We start from the raw sequence: 20,650 nt of genomic DNA on the forward strand, positions 1-20,650 counted from the left end.
TTATGCGCCTCGAACTGCAACTAGTGCTTCAGCAACCGATTTTTTGAAACGAGCAATCACTTCAACACATTCGTCTTGAGTAATGATCAACGGGCAAAGTAAACGAATCACTGTACCGTTACGACCACCTTTCTCAAGCAATAATTTATTGTTGAAACAAGCGGTTTGGATCGCTGCAGCCAACTGACCATCAGCAGGTAAAGAACCCATATGATCCGCATCTTTGCGCTCATCTACGATTTCAACGCCGATCATCAGACCACGGCCACGCACGTTACCGATACACGGGAATTCAGTAGCCAGTTTTTTAAGTTCAGCTTGCAGGAAATCACCACGCTCTTGTGCATTTTGAGCCAGGTTCTGTTCTTTAATGGTATTGATCGTTGCAAGACCTGTACCCATCGCCAATTGGTTACCACGGAAAGTACCGGTATGACCTGCTGGCTGCCAAGCATCAAACTTACGTTTAATACCAAGTACGGCAAGCGGTAAGCTACCACCTACGGCTTTAGACATCACTACGACATCAGGTTCAATCCCTGCATGTTCGAATGCAAACATTTTGCCTGAACGTGCAAAACCAGCCTGAACTTCATCAAGAATCAATACGATGTTGTGTTTTTCAGTCACTTCACGGATTTTTTGCAACCATTTTACTGGCGCCGTTACCACACCGCCTTCACCTTGAATCGCTTCAAGAATTACAGCTGCAGGTTTGGTCACACCACTTTCGACATCTTCAATGAAGTTTTCAAAGTAGTAAGTCAGGGCATCAACACCGGCTTCACCACCAAGACCCAATGGGCAACGGTATTCATGCGGATACGGCATGAACTGTACACCCGGCATCAAACCGTTCACTGCATTTTTCGCAGATAGGTTACCTGTCATTGCCAATGCACCGTGGGTCATACCGTGGTAGCCGCCAGAAAAGCTGATCACTGAGCTACGACCAGTAAAGGTTTTTGCCAGTTTAATCGCGGCTTCGGTTGCATCTGCACCCGATGGACCACAGAACTGCAAGCAGTATTCTTCTTGGCCACCTGGAAGATAAGAAAGAAGTGCTTCAGTAAAAGCATCTTTTAAAGGAGTAGTAAGATCCAACGTATGCAATGGTAAACCGCTTGCAATCGTATCTTGGATACTTTGAATGACTGCAGGATGATTATGGCCTAAAGCCAACGTCCCTGCCCCAGCTAAACAATCAAGGTACTCAGTACCTTCAACATCGGTAACCCAGCAACCTTGTGCTTTCGCTATCGCTAACGGTAATTTACGTGGATAACTACGCACATTCGATTCCATCTGACTTTGGCGAGTCAAGTAGTATTCGTTTGTGGAATTGGTGGCAGGGTTTACAGAAGTAACGCTCATATCGAATTACCATCTCTGATATGGGTGAAAGAAATAAGTCTGGTGACGTTTGGTCCTTTGACTCGGCGCTTTATAAAGGTTCTAGCTAGCAGTTTTGTATTCGAATAACTAGGAGGCGGATGATACCGAATTTTTCAGGAAAATAAACAACTTTCAGTCACATTTTGTCCTAATCTTTATCGAAAAAAAACATCATGCTAATCCATCCCCTAAATCATCATCTTACAGTGTGACAGCAGAAAGAAAAGCGTGTTCTTTTATGCTTTTTTGTAGCGCAGGCGACATTCCGGTAATCAATCTTAAAATTATTCATTAAGTATTTAATTATTAAAAATAAATATAAATTAAATAATGAGATAAAATTAAAGAGAATTTAACACTCTTACGACAAATATTTCGTAAAAAGATCACAATTGAGATTTAATATTTTAACAACGGCTTAGATGGCCAATTTTAAGAAAAACAGGACAATTTCATGCGTCTCTTAGCACTTACCAGTTTGATCCTTGCCAGCACCCTCGCCACAGGCGCATTTGCAGCTCCTGCTGAATCTCTGAATTATAATGTTGTTAATCTTTCAGCAGAGGCTAGCCGTGAAATCTCAAATGATGAAATGCATGCTGTGCTTTATATTGAAAAATCCAACAAACAGCCGGCTGAACTAGCCACTCAAATTAACCAGCTGATGAATCAGGCGATCGCCACAGCACGCAAATATCCTACTGTGAAAATCGAGACGGGCGCACAAAGCACTTATCCTATTTATGACAATGACAACCGTAAATTGAAAGAATGGCGTGGTCGTGCCCAGATTCGTCTGGAATCAAAAGATTTTAAAGCGACATCTCAATTGATTGCTGAATTACAACAGCACTTCCAGACCCAGTCGATTAATTTCAAGGTATCTGACGAAAAGCGTAAAAAAGTTGAAAGCGAGCTGATGATTGAAGCCACCAAAAACTTCCAGCAACGCGCACAGGCACTCACCCAGACCTGGAACAAACCGAGTTATCAACTGGTGAACTTAAACCTGAATACTAATAACTATTCACCACAGCCAGTACCGCGTATGGCCATGATGAAATCTGCATCGGCTGATATGGCGGTTCCTGAGCAGGAAGTTGCGGCGGGTGAATCGCAAATGACGGTCAGCGCGAATGGGGCGATTCAGTTTAAATAAGACTTCATTATATTATTCACACTTTTAAGAACCACTCTTTTGAGTGGTTTTTTATCATGTGAATATTCTTTAAAAAGCGAGGCTACAAATTCATACAAACTCGGGTAGGAATTGACCTTTAAGCGGTTTAGAGTAACGGACATTTGCACCAGCTCTTTCCACTCATGTCTCTTGATCAACTAAACCTTTCCCTGTTTCATCTTCTCAATGTACCTGATCAAGCCTCGATCTGGATGATCAACTATGCCTCCCTGATTGCGCATGATCTGGTTTATCTTTTTTTGCTGATTTTTGCTATTGCCTGGTTCCGTGGTAGTTACCAAGTAAAAACAGGGATTATAAAAGCCTTCATCTTTACAGCTGTTACCTTATTGATGAGTGAAGTATTGTCTGCGATCCTTAATACCCCACGCCCGTTTGTGATAGATATTGGTCGCACCCTGATTGAACATGCACCGACTGGTTCTTTTCCCAGCAACCATATGAGTATTTTTAGTGGGATTGCCTTTGCCTATTATTTTTCACCGCAGCGAGACTTGGGACGAATTCTAATCTGGACAGCTTGGCTGGTGGCGTGGTCGCGTGTTTATGTCGGTGTGCATTTTCCGATTGATATGCTGGGTGCATTCCTGATTGCAATAATAGTAAATTTAGCTGGATTACCATTGTGGTGGAAATATCAGGATAAACTCATGCGCTTTATTTTCAATATTCATCTGTCGCTGTTTGCGCCATTGATCCGGATGGGTTGGATTAAATAAGCATCAATGACAAAAAATCCCGCTCGAAAGCGGGATTTTTTTGTGATTGAAATTTAAATCTGAATGACTTAGTAAATCGCCATATGATTGCGGTGAATCATCTCGAGTGAACGTGCTTCACCTAGAACCTGATGCACTTTATCAGAAGCCAGACCACGTACAATATCTGCCGAACGCGAACTAAAGTTGACACGACCGACTGCAATTCGGTGACCTTGTGTATCCACACATTCCACCACATCACCGCGCTCAAAATGCCCTTCAACCGCTTTGACGCCGACAGGCAACAAGCTGCGATGATTGTCTTTAATGGCCTTTACCGCACCATCATCAATTACCAAACGACCTGCCGTTTGCAGGTGTGCTGCCAACCATTGCTGATGCGCGGTCATCCGATCTTTGTCAGTCACAAACAAGGTTCCTAACAATTCACCAGACATCAGACGAGATAGCACAGCATCACTATCACCGCTTGCAATTAAGGTCGGACAACCGGACTTTGCCGCCAGTCGTGCAGCACGAACTTTGGTCAGCATGCCGCCGCGACCAAATTTACCACCACCACCGGCCATATCAAACAGGCTCTCATCCATCGCACGTACCGTATGGAACAGTTTGGCATCTGGATTCGAGCGTGGATCTGAGTCAAACATACCTTCCTGATCGGTTAAGATAATCAGAAGATCTGCATGCACCTGACCTGCCACCATGGCAGCCAGCGTGTCGTTGTCACCAAAGCGAATTTCGTCAGTCGAAACCGTGTCATTTTCATTGATCACCGGAATCACGCGCCAATCAATCAGGTTCTGCAAAGCATCACATGAATTGAGATAGCGGCGACGATCTGCCAGATCATCATGGGTTAACAATACTTGCGCAGTTCGAATCTGATGCTTCTCAAGTACGCTTGACCAAGTATGAATCAGGCCCATCTGACCGATGGCAGCACAAGCCTGAAGACTGGGTAGATCGGTGGGTCGATTCTCAAGTTTCATTCGAACCATACCTTCAGCCACAGCACCGGAAGACACCAGAATAATCTCGTGTCCTGCATTGTGTAGATCTGCGATTTGTCCCGCCCAATGCGAGATAGCATCTAAATCTAAACCTTGTCCGTTTGCTGTGAGTAAAGATGATCCGATTTTAACAACGATTCGTTTACAACCCTTGAGCTGACGCTGCCCATCTACCACTTCTATCATCTTGTCCTCAGACTCTTCTCTCAGAGATTAGCGTACGTAGTACACTTCCACATCACTATCATCATCGCCATCTTCATCATCTTCGTCATCGCCTAGAATACCGGCAAGACGTTGCTGACGACGCATCTCACGATACGCTTCTTTTGCAGCGATGGTTTGTTCACGTGTTTCAGCTTCAAGCTGATCACGGAATGCTTTCATTTCTGCTGCATATTCTTGATCTTCAGCTTCGCGTTCACGTTGCTCTTCGATCTGATCCATCAGGTAGTAAACCACGTCTTTGGTGCCTTCAGCCGTTAAGCCAGAAGTTTCAAAAACCGGGCCTTCCCACTGCAATTCTTCAAGAATATGGGTGCACCATTCTTCACGTGTTTCTTCAGCCAACTGATCGACTTTGTTCAGCACCAATACGATCGGCAGTTTTGAAAGCGTTGGGGAGAAGTTTTCTAACTCTTTCATAATTGCTTTGGCATTGTGTGCCGGGTCTGAGCCATCAATCGGTTGTACGTCAACGATGTGCAACAAGATACGGGTACGCGCCAAGTGCTTCAGGAAGCGAATCCCAAGACCTGCACCTTCAGATGCACCTTCGATCAGGCCTGGAATATCCGCCATCACGAATGAACGGTGACTATCGGCATCGACCACACCCAGGTTTGGCACCATGGTGGTAAATGGATAATCTGCAACTTTTGGTTTTGCTGCCGAGACTGCACGAATGAAGGTTGATTTACCCGCATTTGGCATACCCAGCAAGCCGACATCTGCCAGAACTTTAAGCTCTAGACGGATTTCACGGAATTCACCTTTTTGACCATGCGTACATTTACGTGGTGAACGGTTGGTCGATGATTTAAAGTGGGTATTACCTAAACCACCATCACCGCCTGCTGCAACTTTCACGCGTTGACCGTCTTCGATCAAGTCGCCAATAATGTCACCAGACTCTACATCTACAATTGTTGTTCCTACCGGAACTTTTAATACGGTATCTTCACCGCCACGACCAGCACAGTTCGCCCCACGGCCATTTTTTGCTCGTTCTGCACGATATTTACGTGTATAACGATAATCAACTAGCGTACTGGTGTCGTCGTCAGCCTGAATATAAATGCTGCCGCCACGACCACCATCACCACCATCTGGACCACCAAATGGCACGAATTTTTCACGGCGAAAACTGGCTACGCCATTGCCACCGTCGCCAGCCTCTACGGTAATGACTGCTTCATCAACAAAGCGCATATTGCCAATCCTCTAAAAACTTTAAAACCCCATATTCTGCCATATTTTAAAGAATTTCTCGAATAGAATTATGCAGCAATCCCATAAATCTTAGTTAGTCGTTTTCTCACCAAGCCTATTTGACCTATCTAAGGCATAGATTTAGAAACAGAATGCTTAAAAGATGGAAAAGAAGTGGTAGGAAATCAAGCGCTTTTGCCCTAATACTATCCCCTATTTTGGAAATTCTTTTTGTGAATTTCTTAATGATTTTTAAAATAATTTATAGAGGAGTAAATTTTTCAAAAGCCGTGTTCACAAGAAGATTTTCTGATGCAGACACCTTTTAAAATCAGTATTTTATATAAACCAAGATAAGTCCAAATTTTGTATTTTCACAAACACTGCATTCCTGCCATTTAATGAAAACTATTTAATAACATTTTGTTTATGTTCTAAAATATCTGGCAGACTTTTTTCAATCCAGCCAATTAAATACATGATTTTTTCAGCCGCTTGTGAACCGGTAATCGTCAATTGATATTCCACTTTTGGCGGCACCACCGGATAAACTGTTCTGAGAATAAAACCATCCTGCTCCAGCATTTTTAAAGTCTGGGACAACATCTTTTCACTTACCCCTTCAATGCGCTGTTTCAGTTCACTGAAACGATGCACCCCTTCACCTAAACAACGCAAAACCAAGACCGACCATTTATTGGCAAGGTGTTCCAATATTTCACGTGATGGACATTCAGTTGATAAAACCTGACCTAATAATGGGCTGATTGCATAATTTGTCATACTATTTCTCGCAATATTTTTTATTACTTACTCATTTTAATATACTTACTCTTTGTAAGTTATCAGATTAATATTTTGCCAGCAAGCAGATTTATCGATTCTTATTAGATTAAAAAGTCTGCTTTAAATAAAAAAATCATAAAAAAAGAGCCTCAAATGAGGCTCTTTTTTAGCTAAATACTAATTATGCATTAGTTTCAGCAGGAACTTTTGGATAGCTTACGCCGCCCATTTGTTCAGCAATACGCAATACCTGGCAGCTATAACCCACTTCGTTATCGTACCAAACATAAGCAGTTAAACGGTTGCCTGAAGTGATCGTTGCTTGCGCGTCAAATACACCTGCAGTGCGTGAACCGATAAAGTCAGAAGATACCACTTCAGTCGAGTTGGTATAACCGATTTGACCTTGCAGGCTAGAACCGATTGAAATCTGACGAATGTATTCGTTCACTTCATCACGATCAACATCTTGACCTAAAGTCAGATTAAGAATCGCAAGAGATACGTTTGGTGTAGGTACACGTACAGAGTTACCTGTCAATTTACCTTGAAGAGCTGGAAGCGCTTTCGCTACTGCTTTCGCTGCGCCAGTTTCAGTAATGACCATGTTCAGTGTAGCAGCACGACCACGACGGTCAGCTTTATGGTAGTTGTCGATCAAGTTCTGGTCGTTCGTGAACGAGTGAACTGTTTCAACATGACCATTCAACACTGTGTATTTGTCATGCAATACTTTCAGTGTAGGTGTAATCGCGTTAGTCGTACAGCTTGCAGCAGAGATGATCGTATCTTCATCAAGGATATCCGCTTGGTTTACACCGTAAACTACGTTCTTCATGTCACCTTTACCAGGTGCAGTCAAAATCACACGAGCAGCGCCCGGGCATTTAAGGTGTTGAGCAAGGCCTTCAGCATCACGCCATTTACCCGTGTTGTCGATCACAAGTGCATTGTTGATACCGTATGCAGTGTAATCTACTTCAGAAGGATTAGAAGCATAAATCACTTTGATGAAGTTACCGTTGGCAATGATTGCTTCGTTTTCTTCATCTACAGAAATTGTGCCTGCAAATGGACCGTGAATAGAGTCACGACGAAGTAAAGAAGCACGTTTTTCCAAATCACCATCAGATGATTTACGAACAACGATTGCTTTCAGGCTAAGACCACGACCCAGACCTGATTGACCAATCATCAAACGTGCCAGGATACGACCGATACGACCGAAACCATAAAGAACCACATCTTTATGTTCTACAGCAGCAGCATTGCCTTCGATCGATTTAACAGCGTCTGCAACAAATGCATCGATGTCGCCGCCTTTTTCTTTAAATTCAACAGCAAGTTTACCCAGATCAACTTCAGCAGAACCGATGTTTTCTACTTTCACCAATGCTTCAAGAATTGGGAAAGTATCAACTACAGAAAGTTCAACGTCCAGTACGCGAGTACGGCGGTGTGCTTTCAAAATCTGAATCACAGAGCGGTTAATTAAAGAGCGACCATAAACTGTAGCTACAATATTTTTTTCACGATATAACTGGCCAACAAGGGCAATCATACGTTCCGCAAGTTCTTCACGGTTTTTCCAGCGACCTTGGTGTTCTGCATGGAGGGCAACAATAGTGTCTTTGCTCACAGATACGTCCTCTAATTAATTGTAAATCTAAGCATAAATTTCTAAACCCGACAATTGTAATGGAATTGGCCGCAAGTTTGAATCAAAAGCTCGTTGAGACGGGTGGTTTTTAACGTATATTCACTATAAATTTCAAAAATAGTTGTAATTAGCTGAATGATTTTGCATCCGAAAACTCTAAAGAACACTATTTTTCAGTACCTGGCACAAATTTGTTAAATGTTGTTTATTCAAACAAATCTAAAGTTCAAAATTTAGCGTCCCACCCTGTTCAGGCTGGATTCTACTCCCTGCTGAAAAATTCATGTCCAGACTCATGGAGGCATTGAAGTTTTCTACATCAAAATCATCATAAGTTTCGGGCAAATGAATGAGCAAAGGTAAACGGGTCAGGCCATTGTCTCCAGAGGGAAAAGCATAGTGGCGATCAACCTGCTGCAAATGCTGCAAACTTTCAAATTCCAGAAATACACTACAGTTTTCATGTGTTCTTGGCACCTGAATAATTTCCAGAAACATACTGCGCTTTAACTGCTGTAATTGGTTGAGCGCGGTGTCAATTGCCTCATCGAAATTATTTTTACGCCATAACTTTTTAAATACGGATTTTTTCTCTTCATCCGCTTTTTGCCGCTGCAGTGTATTAATATATTTTTTCAGATCCCGGTATTGCTGTACATTTTCAGAAATCGTATTTTGAATATCCAAAACAGCCTGCTGTGAACGCTGATGCATGACTTGCCATTCATTGCGATATGTAGGAATAAAGGTTTCCGCTTTACGCTTTTCCAGTAAACGGATAAAAGCCAGCAGTTTATATTCAAAATTCTGGATGTACTGATTAAACATGAAACCCGGCTGGGACTTGAAATCGCGGTAATAGGCCAGAATTTCTGTAAATATTTTATGGACATGCAGATACAGATAATCAAACTCTTCAATATGCGATAAATGATCACGAATGGCATCCCGCATCGGCAAAAGCAATTCACGCGTCATAATTTCTTCAAACTGTTTCAAGTGACGTTGTGCCACCACATCGGCATTTTTCTCTACGACTTGAATGGGCTCAACCAGTAAAGGCAATAACTTCTGTTCAGACACCTGTTCCAGCGTATGAACGATATCGATTACATCCAAATGAATCTGACTCTGTAAAGTTACCATCCGCTGCATCTGCGATTTCAGGGTTTCTACCACCGCTTCATCCATATCATCCTGGAGGTCCAAAATCAGGATATTCAGGTAGACCTGATCTTCAAGTGCACCTTTTTCTTCAATCAGGAAACGACGAATAGAATACGGGTTTTGCTGCACATTCATCACCGGCGCAACAATAAATAGAAATTGCGAGGTACGGACAATATCAAAATGACGAATCTGCTGCTCTTTAATCAGGAAATAACGGAAAAGTGGATGCGTCATTTCTGCCGTCTGTTTTTTTAATAGCGGCTTATACCAATAACTCAACAATTGCTGCTTGATAAAAACTTCAATAATGAAGCATTTGATTTGCTGTTCGGTAAGCTGACGCACTCCTTCAACCGGCTGTAAGCGGAGACCACGAATAATCTCAGCAGCATTTAATAAAAATGTACGACGCAGTTCCAGTTTTTCACGCTGCATCTGAAAGTTTTCATTGACATCAATTTTATCAATTTGTTCCAGGACGTTTTCTAAGTAGTCCGCAATTTGCAAGCTATCATTCAAACCCTGCAAACTTTTCAGTGACAAGCCAAAGGTACTAGCATAGTAACGCATCCGGTCATTGAGAAATTTTTGGCTAAGACGTTCTACCGAATGTTGAGCCTGATAGCGGTATTGATCCATTTCCTGATCCCAAAGAATTTTCTTGGGCTTTAAAATCTGAAAATCAATACTTTCTTTTAATTCTGGTGAAACTTCTGCCAGAATAGTACGAAGCTCTCGCTCCCAATTTAAATCCAGACTTGGTTCCAGTTGTGATAAACGTGCACGTAACTGATATGGAATCGCAATCTGTGACATGTTTATCCCCTTAATATATCGAAAACATTCTTTTAAACAAAATGGTAGATGATTTTAAAAATAATCAGGTCAATATTGTCTGACGAATATAATGCTTATGCAAACCACATTATTCATTATTTTTTCTGATTTTTTCTAGCTGTGCAGCTTTATTTGCCAGCTCATTTTTTTTCAGCTGCTGCTGTTTTAAATGCAATATTCCTTCCACAATCAACAGTAAAACAGCCAACCAGATTGGAATATAGGTCAGCCATTCACCTGATTCCACACGCTCACCCAGTGCCATCGAGGCAAAAGCAAGCAGTACCGGCTCCAGATAACTCAACAGCCCAAAGATGACAAAGGGTAAATATCGGCTAGCCAAAATATAGCTACCTAAACCGAGCGCACTTAAAAAGCCCAATCCAAGAACTGCCAGGATCAAATGAGAATGACTCAACATAAGCGACATAGAATCGCTATAGATAAAGCCCAAATAAAATGCCACAGGCAAAATCAGAAATAGATCCCACCAGAATCCACCAAGATGATCGGTCGCGAATTTACGCCGCATAAAGAAATAAAGTGGATAAGCTAAAGCGACATAGACCGTTTCCCATGCGATTGAACCGATCCGCCAGATTTCATGCCCTACCCCCAACATTGCCAGAGCAACGGCGACCATCTGGAAAGATGACAATTTTTCTTTATAAAGCACACAGCCGACCAGCACCATCACCAGAGGTAGCAGAAAATAACCGAGCGAGACTTCGAGGCCACGGCCATTGATAGGTCCCCATAGAAATAACCACAATTGCGTGGTACACAACAGTGAACTGATCAGCAACCAGATCAAGAATGAAGGCTGTTGCAACACCCGTTTAAAAATACTGCTGATATGTTTCAGATCACCCGACCACCACATAAAGGCTGTGAGGAATGGTAAGGTCGCCAGCATGCGCCAGGCAAAGGTCTGTTCACTATCTAAAGGCTGTAAAAAAGGCGTAAATACATACAGCACTCCAAAAACCACAGAGGCCAAGACAGATAACGCGATGCCTTTATACATAGTTAAACTCTAATTTCATTCGCCGGCATTATAACGATTAGTACAATAGAAAGCTTAATACTTCATCCATTTAAAATGTAGCTATCTCTCGATTTTAGATTGTCTTTCGACTCATAAAATAAAAAACCATGCCATAGCATGGTTCCCATTAAGACGATCTTTTTATCTTTGAGTTTGTTTGGTATGAATTACATCACTCAGGTCATAGCCCACCGACTGTGCATATTGTAAATATTCATTTACCACATTTTTATCCAATTGAGGATCACGTGAGAGTATCCACATATATTTGCGTTTAGGCTCACCAACCAGAACAGTTTGATAATTTTCATCCAGTTTTAAGACCCAATAATCGCCACGAGCGACCGGAATCCAGCGAATAAAGTCTGGTAAGAAACTGACTTTTAGCTTGGTATTCTGCGGTGGATTTTGCACAAATGCCTCGCCCAATGACTGGGTTTGTCCACCATCTTTTTTAATGCAGCGGTTATCCACCACGATATTGCCATTTTCATTTAAAGTATAAGTCGCTGTGACATCACGGTCACACTTGTTTTGAAAATATAAAGGTTTGCGCGCTACTTCGTACCATGTTCCCAGATAACGGTCCAGTTCAACTTTCTCAATGGTCGGTAATGGCTCCTCTTTCGCATAGGCCATGGTAGCGGCGCCCAAACCGAGAAGAACCGCACTACCCACCGCAATTTTTGCCAGCTTTAATCCAGTACGTGAAGATTTTTGAGTTGTCATAAAGATACCTATTACATGTTCACAAAATATTTATTTAAAAAAATTCTGTTCATACAATAGCTTTATCACAGCTCTCAATTTGTTACATTATGTTTGCTTTGTGATTGATTTTACGTCATTTAAATAAGATTTAATGCAACCAAAATCAATCAAACATCTGGGCTTTTAAACGTACAATTTCATCACGCATACGCGCAGCCTGCTCAAACTGCAGCTCTTTGGAAGCTTTCAACATTTCTTTTTCAAGCTTGTTAATGTGTTTCGCAAACATTTTCGGATCTGCCATGATATGCCGCTCATCGGCACTGATCGCACGTGCCTGATCCGAGGCTTTCAATTCAATTGAATCATCATCCAATACTTCACCGGTATCAATTTCCTTGATCACCTGACGCACTGCACTGCGCGGCGTAATGCCATGTTCTTCATTAAATTGAATCTGCTTGGCACGACGACGATCTGTCTCATCAATGGCTTTCTGCATCGAATCAGTGATTCGGTCTGCATACAGAATCGCCTTACCTTTCAGGTTACGCGCAGCGCGGCCAATGGTCTGAATGAGAGAGCGCTCGGAACGCAGGAAACCTTCTTTATCCGCATCCAGAATAGCAACCAGTGACACTTCCGGCATATCCAGCCCTTCACGCAGCAGGTTAATCCCGACCAGTACATCATGCACCCCAGTACGCAGTTCATGAATGATTTTGACCCGCTCGACGGTATCGATATCCGAGTGTAAATAAGCAACCTTAATCCCATACTCTTTCAAATAAGAGGTTAAATCTTCAGCCATACGCTTCGTCAAGGTCGTAACCAGCACCCGCTCATTAATATCTTTACGCAGATTAATTTCGGAAAGCACATCATCGACCTGCGTCAGTACGGGACGAATTTCAATTTCTGGATCGATCAGACCGGTCGGGCGTACCACCTGCTCGACAATCTGCTGGGACTTTTCCAGCTCGTAACGTGCGGGCGTTGCGCTGACATACACAGTCGTCGGCACAATCCGTTCCCACTCCTCAAATTTCATTGGCCGGTTATCCAGCGCGCTTGGCAAACGGAATCCGTAATTGACCAGATTTTCTTTACGCGAACGGTCGCCCTTATACATGGCACCAATCTGCGGCACCGTCACATGCGACTCATCAATAATTAGCAAGGCATCATCCGGAATATAATCGAACAAGGTCGGTGGCGCTTCACCCGCAGGACGGCCCGACAAATGCCGAGAATAGTTTTCAATGCCGTTGGTATAACCCAATTGCTGCATCATTTCCAGATCATAGCGTGTACGCTGTTCAATCCGCTGTGCTTCCAGCAATTTGTCATTTTCACGGAAGAACACCAGGCGCTCTTTGAGTTCGTCCCGGATGGTTTCAATCGCGCGGGATAAATTGTCTTTCGGCGTAACATAGTGGCTTTTAGGATAAATGGTCACACGAGGTACTTTACGAACCATTTTCCCGGTCAGCGGATCAAACCAGCGAATGGAGTCAACTTCATCATCAAACAGTTCAATCCGGATCGCATCCTGATCCGATTCTGCCGGGAAAATATCAATAATTTCGCCGCGAATACGATAAGTACCACGCAGAAATTCCAGTTCGTTACGCGAATACTGCATCTCGACCAGACGGCGAATAATATCATCACGGCCAATGCGGTCACCTTCCACCACATGCAGCAACATGCTCATATAGGCATTCGGATCACCCAAACCATAAATGGCAGACACCGATGCGACAATAATCGCATCACGTCGCTCTAAGAGTGAACGGGTCGCGGAAAGGCGCATCTGGTCAATATGGTCATTAATTGCAGCATCTTTCTCGATAAAAGTATCTGAAGATGGAACATAGGCTTCTGGCTGATAATAATCATAATAACTGACAAAATACTCAACGGCGTTATTCGGGAAAAACGCTTTAAATTCGCCGTAAAGCTGCGCAGCCAAGGTTTTGTTATGTGCCATGACTATGGTCGGACGCTGGGTCTGGGCAATGACATTGGCCATGGTATAGGTCTTACCAGAGCCTGTTACCCCCAGTAAAAGCTGATCATGAAAACCCTGTTCAATGCCTTTGACCAGCTTTGCAATGGCCTGTGGCTGATCGCCTGCTGGTTGATAACTGGTCACTAATTCAAAGGGCTTTTTATCACTCATAGCTTTCGCTGACTTCGCTGCGGATATAGATTTGATTTATTATGAGGGTAAATTGGAATTACTCAATCCCTGCTTAGGTTTCTGTTTGGTAAAATAAAACAATATTACTATTCATTATTTGTTAGCGCTTTAATCGCTATCTGCTTTGAAAAATCATTAATAAAATATACAGTTACAAAGGGAATAAATACAGAACAAACTAATCATTTTCAGCCAGCAGCTTTATTTGGGCGTACTCGGTATCCTGTTTTGGCTTATGGGTGAAATACTCTATCTGTTTGGCTAGGCCGGCACAATTTTGCCTTGACCCCTTTTCATTTCAAAGGCAACATGAAGATCAGGATGGCCTAGAATCGACAATTATGACTTACCACTATCACGATGAAAGTATTGTTAAATCCCTTCCGGAAAATACGGTTTTTGTTTTTGGCAGCAACTTGGCTGGACAACACGGTGGTGGAGCAGCCAGAACGGCACTTGAGCATTTTGGTGCAGTCATGGGCGTGGGTCGTGGCTGGGCGGGTCAGAGCTATGCCATTCCCACCATGAACGAGCATTTGCAACAAATGCCGCTCTCACAAATCCAGCACTATATTGATGACTTTAAGATTTACACCAAAAATCATCCTAAAAATAAATATTTTATTACTTCCTTGGGCTGTGGGATCGCAGGTTATAAGGTCGAGGAAATTGCACCGATGTTTAAAGGCATCTCACGCAATGTCATTTTCCCGCAATCTTTCCGTCCTTTTGTCGAAAAGCCGCTGCCAAAATTAAGCGCAAATTTTTTACACACCATATTCCGTGATTCGGTCATTTTAACTCCGGCCAGTGATGAGTTGATTGAAGAACTGCCTTTGACCGAAAATGAAAAAAGCTTGGCGAGAATTATTTTAAATACCCAGATCTATCCGACCGACAGCAATGGGCGGGAACGTGTCTTTGAAATTGAAGATATCCTGCACAACCTGAATACCAAGCTGGTCGACTTTCAGAGCCATTCAGAAGGTGCCATGTTATTTGGAGGCGTGATTTTAGCACTACTAGAACTTTATAATATTAACGAGAAAGATTTTATTGATGTCTGGCAAGGTGAGAGAGAAATTGCGCCACCGAAACCGGAAAATAAAGCGCGTAAAAGCATTCGTTAGTGCTATCAAAATATCTTTCAAAAAAGCCAATGTTTGAATTGGCTTTTTTTTTATGGGCGGCTAAAATATCGAATATGAAATCAATCAGGTCTGGATTTTATTTTGATGGGTATTTACAGAGCTTAAATATTTCGTTTGCTTTATGAAGAATAAAATTGAAAGAGATTTGGATAAATCAGAGTTCTAATTTCTCTTTAGTTGAAAGATAAATCAAATATTGATCGCTAACTCCCTAAAAAATTCCACAAAAAAAAGCCATGATTTATCATAGCTTTTTGAGTCTGATCAATTAGCGTTTACCCATTGAACGGCGAGTACCACGTGGTGGCATCCAAGTACGGTCAGCATAACGCTGCGGTCTTGGTCTTAAATCTTCCAGAACTTCTTCTGCAGCATTTTGCTCTGCTTGCTTGATCGGGAAAGGTAAATTAACCAGGGGCTTTTTTTTGGGAGGAGTTTGGGTGCTCATGTGATTCACTCAATAATATATGCAGCTATTGTACAAAAAAACTCAGTCGACTGGGTAGCAGGATCTTGGATAAATTCATATGCTCTTGTTTTGGAAAAATAAAAAATCATCCCATGATGATAAATGCTTGAATCAATGCAGCCTAAAATTTACCTAAACTCTCCTCTCTATCTTCCATGATAAAATTCATAGGATTGAAATTTTAACGCTCTCAAGAGCAAATTTCCTTCATTTTTATACTTAAGCTAGTCAGGTAAAAATAATGATTTTTACACACTATGCATTTCTCAAAACTCAAGAGATATCAACAAAAAATATACAGAAGTTACCAATCTCAACCCTCGCTTAACTTTTGATCTATTGTTCTATAACTGATTTTTTTAAGGCAATTCACATAATTAGTTAACTAGAAAAACGAATAAACAAACTGGACATGGAGTTCCAAATCAATGAAAACATTGCTGGCATGTATGGCAGGCCTAGCCACTTTACCTATGGTCGCGCATGCAGATTCCCCTTATTTTAGCTTGCAAGATGGAGATGGCTTTAAGCGCTTTTCGGTATCAGTCGGTGCATTGCATGTGATGCCGCAAGGTAAAGCCCAGCCCTTTAAAGTGAATACTGCTGTTAAAGAAGGCGAAACATCACAAGTAGGTGATATCTCAATTGACTCTGTGAAAAATAATCTTGATCCAGACATGGATCCAAACCTTTCCTCTGTTTTTGTTAATATTCTGGATCGACTTGGTACAGAAACACTGCCTGCAGCGCTCAGTGGGCGAGCTGAAATCTATGGACTGGAAAGCTGGAATAATCCTGGTACAGGCCTGGAAGCGGATGATGTCACCACCTTAGGCATTATGACCAATTACTATTTTACCGATAATATTTCTTTTGAAATGAAAGCCGGCATTCCACCTAAAGTAGACTTGCAAGGCAGTGGTAAAATCTACGCGCCTTTTTCTGCGCTTGCGACTCCAAGTCTTGATTTAATTCCACAAATTCCAGGTGGAATTGATTTACCTGGCATTGAATTGAAAAATGATATTCTCATTACTGATCTGGAAGCTTATGGGCCGGCCGCCTCTGCCCGCGCCTGGACACCTGCCTTTGAATTCCAGTATCACTTTGGTAAAACCGGAGTGAATAAATTCCGGCCTTATGTCGGCTTAGGTGTGATGTATGCCTATTTCAATGAACTGGAAATTAACTCACGTACCGAGCAGGACCTGATTGCTGCAGGACATATGATTGCCAATATCAAGGAAGGAAAAGCAGGTGCTTCTCTGGATGGCACGCCAAGTTCAGCCAACCCGAAAGTTGATCTGGAAGCATCCGATGCTTTCGCGCCTGTGGCCACGGTCGGCTTTAGCTATGACTTTAATGACACCTGGTTTGCAGTCGGTTCAGTATCTTATGCACATCTAAAAAATGACACGACAATTACGGTGACAGATGCAAATTTAGGTGAACTGATTCGCTCTAAAGCCGATATTGAAGTCAATCCGATTCTGGCCTATGCCGGGATCGGTATGCGTTTCTAAGCTCAATATCCGATTTTTAATTAAAACGGCTTCGGCCGTTTTTTTAGGCTTAATATATTGATAAAAAAAATTTATCTTTTGATCAATATTTATTTAATCGCCTCTATTGCTTGAATCGAATACTATACATATCAACTTTATAGGCATGAATGACATATGGCTGACAGTCAATTTTCCAAAGCTCTTATTTTTATGCTGATTGGCTCCGCCATCATTTTGGCACTGTCACTGGGTGTACGTCATGCCTTTGGTCTGTATCTGGTACCGATGAGCGAAGAGTTTGGCTGGGGTCATAATGTTTTTAGTCTGGCCATTGCCATGCAAAACCTGATCTGGGGTGCAGTTCAACCGATTACCGGGGCATTTGCTGATAAATATGGCAGCAAGATTGTGGTAGCTGTAGGCGGAGCCTTATATGCAATTGGTCTACTCTTGATGGCAGTTAGCTCGACCGGATTATTGCTTAATCTAAGTGTGGGTCTGATTCTGGGTCTCGCCCTGTCTGCCACCTCATTTCCGGTCTTATTGTCTGCGGTCGGGCGTGCCGCCCCACCAGAAAAGCGCAGTTTGGCAATGGGAATTGCCAGTGCGGCCGGGTCTTTTGGTCAGTTTATCATGCTGCCTTCAACCCTGCTGCTATTACAGAATGTTGGCTGGTCAGCGGCGCTGGTGGTCAGTGCCATTTTAATTGCACTGATTGTGCCATTGGCCTGGATGCTGAAAGCACCGATGTATGTTCATCCCAACGCGGCCGCTACCCCCAATAAAGTCTCACTCAATTTTAAACAGATTCTGGTGGTAGTGAAAAATCATAAACCGTTCTGGTTTCTAGCCATGGGCTTTTTTGTTTGTGGTTTTCAGGTCGTTTTTATTGGCATCCACCTGCCGGGCTATCTGATTGATCATGGCTTTAATGCCACAACCGGTACGATTTTCTTAGCCTTAGTGGGTCTGTTTAATGTGCTAGGCACCTATACCGCCGGCTGGCTCGGTGGAAAATATTCCAAACCGCATCTGCTAATGGGATTATATGCCTTGCGTGGAATTGCGATTATTGCCTTTCTCATGCTGCCTCTCAGCACATGGACAGTCTATAGCTTTGGTGTCATTATGGGGTTACTCTGGTTATCGACCGTTCCGCTGACCAATGGCATTGTAGCGAATATGTTCGGGGTGAAATATCTGACCATGCTCAGTGGCATTGTGTTCTTTACCCATCAGGTTGGCTCGTTTTTCGGTGGCTGGCTCGGTGGAGTCAACCATGATTTGAGCGGCAATTATAATGCGGTGTGGATGCTATCAATTGTCCTCAGCATTTTTGGCGTAATGGTGCATTTCTGGGTCAATGAGGAGCAAATCGTCCATGACTGATTCTCTACTGAAACTCAAACTCTCGATTGTGGTGGCAATCCTGCTTTTACTGGCTTTGTCGATTGGCCTGTGGTTACAAACCCCTCAGCTGTTTGAATATTTTAATCAGGCTTTCTGCGCACACTAAACTGTCGAAATATCCTCAGCAGAAAATGCGCAATCCATCGCACAATAAGTTAAATGTTTCAAAATCAACTGAATAGTAAAAATAACAGATTATTCATAAACTTATCATTTCTTTTGATTTTATTTCAGTCTGGAATTTTCTTAGATTTTGATCAATAAGAAAATTCTGAGACTTGATAATGACCAGCTTAACCCAACTTTCACAAGCGATTCATGATGCTCCACGCTGGCATCAGCAAGATCAATTTCAACATCCGGCTGAAATCAAGATTGTACCGCAAACCGGTCAGGCCTTAGGCGCAGTAGTCTATGGTCTGGATGCCCGTAAAGCCCAGTCATCCGAAACCATTTTGAAACTAAAACAGGCGCTGGCTGAGCATCTGATTTTGATCTTCAAACAGCAAAGTCTGGATGATTTACAGTATCTGGCGTTTTCAACTTATTTCGGTTCCATTTTCCGCCCCGGTGCAGATACACCGGTACTGGCTACGCAGTCCGATAGCGGTGTTCCACCCGATGTCGTTCCGGTGTCCAATGCTGTTGGTCAGGGAGACTATACTGGGCATGGTGAACTGACCCCACATGCCGATCATCAATGGACACCTCTACCTTCTTTTGGTTCATTATTGTATGCAATTGAACTGCCTCAGGATGGCGGACAAACCAGCTGGATCAACACCATTAAAGCTTATAACGCACTCGATAAAGAAACCAAAGTACAGATTGATCAACTACAACTGATTACTTACAACCCTTTCGTGCGACGCCAAAAAACTAAAGATCAGGCTGTTGATCAAGGTTACGGTAATAGCCCGCTGTATCGCTTTAAAGATCAGCCCATATTAAGTCATGCCTATCCACATCCACTGGTGCGGACCCATCCTGAATCTGGCCGTAAAGCGCTTTGGCTAAACACCCATACCGAAGTCGAGCTGGTCAATTATGATGATCAGGCTGGCAGTCAACTGATCGAAAAATTACGTGAGCATATTTCAAAACCTGAGTTCGCTTATGAACATCACTGGGAAATTGGCGATATCGTGTTCTGGGATAATCAGGTGACTTTGCACTCACGCCGTCCATTCCCGGCTGATCAGCGACGTTTATTAAAACGCATCAGTCTGGCGGGTAGCCGTCCGTTTTAGAAATGAGAAAATCAGAATAACAAGAAAGGTCATTACAACCTTCGATAATAATGACTCACATGTAAATCCTGTACCATTGAGACTTTGACCGGCTCAATGGTTTTTTATTTTTTCAAACAATAAAAATATCTAACTCTGAATATAAATGTAGATAGTAAATCCCTTAACAAAACAAAGCGCCTGTTTACTTTTCCTCACCTAATCTGCCTAGTGTATTTTCCTTTTTCTGCTTAGCGTATTAGAAAATCAGCAACAAACCTATGGAAAGAGGAAACGACAATGAATCAGCTTCAATTTTCAGATTGTGTTCAAACCTGTATGAACTGTTCCCTGGCCTGTGCCAACTGTGCCAGTGCCTGTCTTAAAGAAGAAGATCTGGAGATGATGCGGGAGTGTATCCAGCGCTGTCTGGACTGTGCAGATATCTGTCAGTTGTGTGCCCGTATGGAACAAAAGCAATCTCCATTCATGCATGAAATATGTGAACTTTGTGCGAAAGCCTGTGACTACTGTGTAGAAGAATGTGGTCATCATGAAGATGAACATTGTCAGCAATGTGCCGAAGCATGCCGCCGCTGTGCTGAAGAATGCCGAAAAATGGCTGCTTAAAAATTCAATTTGATCAACTTGACTGACTTAATCAATTCCAATAAAAAAACCGCAAGTGAAGACTTGCGGTTTTTCT

General features: G+C 42.6%; 18 protein-coding genes. 8 read left to right on the plus strand and 10 right to left on the minus strand.

Features of this window, described 5'->3' with window-relative positions; genetic code table 11:
- Complete coding sequence (locus AC1IR0_RS00875; protein WP_004279708.1) at positions 1-1,374, minus strand: diaminobutyrate--2-oxoglutarate transaminase; 1,374 nt, start codon at positions 1,372-1,374, stop codon at positions 1-3.
- A 475-nt stretch (positions 1,375-1,849) separates the two neighbouring features.
- Between AC1IR0_RS00875 and AC1IR0_RS00880 the strand changes: the two genes are divergently transcribed.
- The gene (locus tag AC1IR0_RS00880; protein ID WP_004646521.1) at positions 1,850-2,554 is read left to right on the plus strand and encodes an SIMPL domain-containing protein; all 705 of its coding nucleotides are present in this window, start codon (positions 1,850-1,852) and stop codon (positions 2,552-2,554) included.
- Between the two features lie 164 nt (positions 2,555-2,718).
- On the plus strand, positions 2,719-3,315 hold the full coding sequence (locus tag AC1IR0_RS00885) for a phosphatase PAP2 family protein (protein ID WP_479741098.1): 597 nt from the start codon (positions 2,719-2,721) through the stop codon (positions 3,313-3,315).
- Positions 3,316-3,383: 68 nt separating this feature from the next.
- Here the strand turns inward: AC1IR0_RS00885 and proB are convergent, their stop codons facing one another.
- The 8 genes from proB to uvrB form a co-directional block, all read right to left on the minus strand.
- On the minus strand, positions 3,384-4,517 hold the full coding sequence (gene proB, locus AC1IR0_RS00890; protein ID WP_074383013.1) for a glutamate 5-kinase: 1,134 nt from the start codon (positions 4,515-4,517) through the stop codon (positions 3,384-3,386).
- A gap of 27 nt (positions 4,518-4,544) precedes the next feature.
- On the minus strand, positions 4,545-5,762 hold the full coding sequence (gene cgtA / locus AC1IR0_RS00895) for an Obg family GTPase CgtA (RefSeq protein WP_004646519.1): 1,218 nt from the start codon (positions 5,760-5,762) through the stop codon (positions 4,545-4,547).
- A gap of 408 nt (positions 5,763-6,170) precedes the next feature.
- Complete coding sequence (locus tag AC1IR0_RS00900; protein WP_409652846.1) at positions 6,171-6,545, minus strand: winged helix-turn-helix transcriptional regulator; 375 nt, start codon at positions 6,543-6,545, stop codon at positions 6,171-6,173.
- Between the two features lie 184 nt (positions 6,546-6,729).
- Complete coding sequence (locus AC1IR0_RS00905; protein ID WP_004279679.1) at positions 6,730-8,187, minus strand: glyceraldehyde-3-phosphate dehydrogenase; 1,458 nt, start codon at positions 8,185-8,187, stop codon at positions 6,730-6,732.
- A 240-nt stretch (positions 8,188-8,427) separates the two neighbouring features.
- On the minus strand, positions 8,428-10,194 hold the full coding sequence (locus tag AC1IR0_RS00910) for a hypothetical protein (RefSeq protein WP_479741099.1): 1,767 nt from the start codon (positions 10,192-10,194) through the stop codon (positions 8,428-8,430).
- Between the two features lie 109 nt (positions 10,195-10,303).
- Positions 10,304-11,242, minus strand: a complete 939-nt coding sequence (rarD, locus tag AC1IR0_RS00915) for an EamA family transporter RarD (RefSeq protein WP_044112884.1) — start codon at positions 11,240-11,242, stop codon at positions 10,304-10,306.
- A 162-nt stretch (positions 11,243-11,404) separates the two neighbouring features.
- On the minus strand, positions 11,405-11,992 hold the full coding sequence (locus tag AC1IR0_RS00920; RefSeq protein ID WP_114541501.1) for a lipocalin family protein: 588 nt from the start codon (positions 11,990-11,992) through the stop codon (positions 11,405-11,407).
- A 145-nt stretch (positions 11,993-12,137) separates the two neighbouring features.
- Positions 12,138-14,159, minus strand: a complete 2,022-nt coding sequence (gene uvrB / locus AC1IR0_RS00925) for an excinuclease ABC subunit UvrB (protein WP_153566491.1) — start codon at positions 14,157-14,159, stop codon at positions 12,138-12,140.
- A 362-nt stretch (positions 14,160-14,521) separates the two neighbouring features.
- On the opposite strand from uvrB, the gene AC1IR0_RS00930 reads away from it, so the two are divergent.
- Entirely contained in the window at positions 14,522-15,310 is a 789-nt protein-coding gene (locus tag AC1IR0_RS00930; RefSeq protein ID WP_004646509.1) for an A1S_2505 family phage non-structural protein, read from the plus strand.
- Between the two features lie 289 nt (positions 15,311-15,599).
- Here the strand turns inward: AC1IR0_RS00930 and AC1IR0_RS00935 are convergent, their stop codons facing one another.
- Positions 15,600-15,779 carry a hypothetical protein gene (locus AC1IR0_RS00935; protein ID WP_004646507.1) on the minus strand — a complete coding sequence of 60 codons (180 nt, stop codon included), beginning with the start codon at positions 15,777-15,779 and terminating at the stop codon, positions 15,600-15,602.
- A 449-nt stretch (positions 15,780-16,228) separates the two neighbouring features.
- On the opposite strand from AC1IR0_RS00935, the gene AC1IR0_RS00940 reads away from it, so the two are divergent.
- The 5 genes from AC1IR0_RS00940 to AC1IR0_RS00960 all read left to right on the plus strand — a co-directional run bounded on the left by AC1IR0_RS00940 (position 16,229) and on the right by AC1IR0_RS00960 (position 20,574).
- Positions 16,229-17,323, plus strand: coding sequence for an OmpW/AlkL family protein (locus tag AC1IR0_RS00940; RefSeq protein ID WP_253173303.1), 1,095 nt, complete (start codon positions 16,229-16,231; stop codon positions 17,321-17,323).
- Between the two features lie 156 nt (positions 17,324-17,479).
- A complete protein-coding gene (locus tag AC1IR0_RS00945) occupies positions 17,480-18,694 on the plus strand; it encodes an MFS transporter (protein WP_479741100.1) in 1,215 nt (404 codons plus the stop codon).
- A complete protein-coding gene (locus AC1IR0_RS00950; protein ID WP_004646503.1) occupies positions 18,687-18,821 on the plus strand; it encodes a hypothetical protein in 135 nt (44 codons plus the stop codon). Before AC1IR0_RS00945 ends, AC1IR0_RS00950 begins: the two co-directional genes overlap by 8 nt.
- Before the next feature lie 178 nt (positions 18,822-18,999).
- Positions 19,000-19,965, plus strand: coding sequence for a TauD/TfdA dioxygenase family protein (locus tag AC1IR0_RS00955; RefSeq protein ID WP_409652838.1), 966 nt, complete (start codon positions 19,000-19,002; stop codon positions 19,963-19,965).
- A gap of 279 nt (positions 19,966-20,244) precedes the next feature.
- Positions 20,245-20,574 carry a four-helix bundle copper-binding protein gene (locus AC1IR0_RS00960; protein ID WP_004279668.1) on the plus strand — a complete coding sequence of 110 codons (330 nt, stop codon included), beginning with the start codon at positions 20,245-20,247 and terminating at the stop codon, positions 20,572-20,574.
- The last annotated feature ends 76 nt before the right edge of the window (positions 20,575-20,650 follow it).

The sequence above is a fragment of the Acinetobacter sp. 129952 genome (assembly GCF_056642055.1).

What these genes read in the sequence shown, in the direction of transcription:
- AC1IR0_RS00875 (WP_004279708.1), bottom strand. Translation starts at nt 1,374, where the DNA reads ATGAGCGTTACTTCTGTAAACCCTGCCACCAATTCCACAAACGAATAC.
- AC1IR0_RS00880 (WP_004646521.1), top strand. Translation starts at nt 1,850, where the DNA reads ATGCGTCTCTTAGCACTTACCAGTTTGATCCTTGCCAGCACCCTCGCC.
- AC1IR0_RS00885 (WP_479741098.1), top strand. Translation starts at nt 2,719, where the DNA reads ATGTCTCTTGATCAACTAAACCTTTCCCTGTTTCATCTTCTCAATGTA.
- proB (WP_074383013.1), bottom strand. Translation starts at nt 4,517, where the DNA reads ATGATAGAAGTGGTAGATGGGCAGCGTCAGCTCAAGGGTTGTAAACGA.
- cgtA (WP_004646519.1), bottom strand. Translation starts at nt 5,762, where the DNA reads ATGCGCTTTGTTGATGAAGCAGTCATTACCGTAGAGGCTGGCGACGGT.
- AC1IR0_RS00900 (WP_409652846.1), bottom strand. Translation starts at nt 6,545, where the DNA reads ATGACAAATTATGCAATCAGCCCATTATTAGGTCAGGTTTTATCAACT.
- AC1IR0_RS00910 (WP_479741099.1), bottom strand. Translation starts at nt 10,194, where the DNA reads ATGTCACAGATTGCGATTCCATATCAGTTACGTGCACGTTTATCACAA.
- rarD (WP_044112884.1), bottom strand. Translation starts at nt 11,242, where the DNA reads ATGTATAAAGGCATCGCGTTATCTGTCTTGGCCTCTGTGGTTTTTGGA.
- AC1IR0_RS00920 (WP_114541501.1), bottom strand. Translation starts at nt 11,992, where the DNA reads ATGACAACTCAAAAATCTTCACGTACTGGATTAAAGCTGGCAAAAATT.
- uvrB (WP_153566491.1), bottom strand. Translation starts at nt 14,159, where the DNA reads ATGAGTGATAAAAAGCCCTTTGAATTAGTGACCAGTTATCAACCAGCA.
- AC1IR0_RS00930 (WP_004646509.1), top strand. Translation starts at nt 14,522, where the DNA reads ATGACTTACCACTATCACGATGAAAGTATTGTTAAATCCCTTCCGGAA.
- AC1IR0_RS00935 (WP_004646507.1), bottom strand. Translation starts at nt 15,779, where the DNA reads ATGAGCACCCAAACTCCTCCCAAAAAAAAGCCCCTGGTTAATTTACCT.
- AC1IR0_RS00940 (WP_253173303.1), top strand. Translation starts at nt 16,229, where the DNA reads ATGAAAACATTGCTGGCATGTATGGCAGGCCTAGCCACTTTACCTATG.
- AC1IR0_RS00945 (WP_479741100.1), top strand. Translation starts at nt 17,480, where the DNA reads ATGGCTGACAGTCAATTTTCCAAAGCTCTTATTTTTATGCTGATTGGC.
- AC1IR0_RS00950 (WP_004646503.1), top strand. Translation starts at nt 18,687, where the DNA reads ATGACTGATTCTCTACTGAAACTCAAACTCTCGATTGTGGTGGCAATC.
- AC1IR0_RS00955 (WP_409652838.1), top strand. Translation starts at nt 19,000, where the DNA reads ATGACCAGCTTAACCCAACTTTCACAAGCGATTCATGATGCTCCACGC.
- AC1IR0_RS00960 (WP_004279668.1), top strand. Translation starts at nt 20,245, where the DNA reads ATGAATCAGCTTCAATTTTCAGATTGTGTTCAAACCTGTATGAACTGT.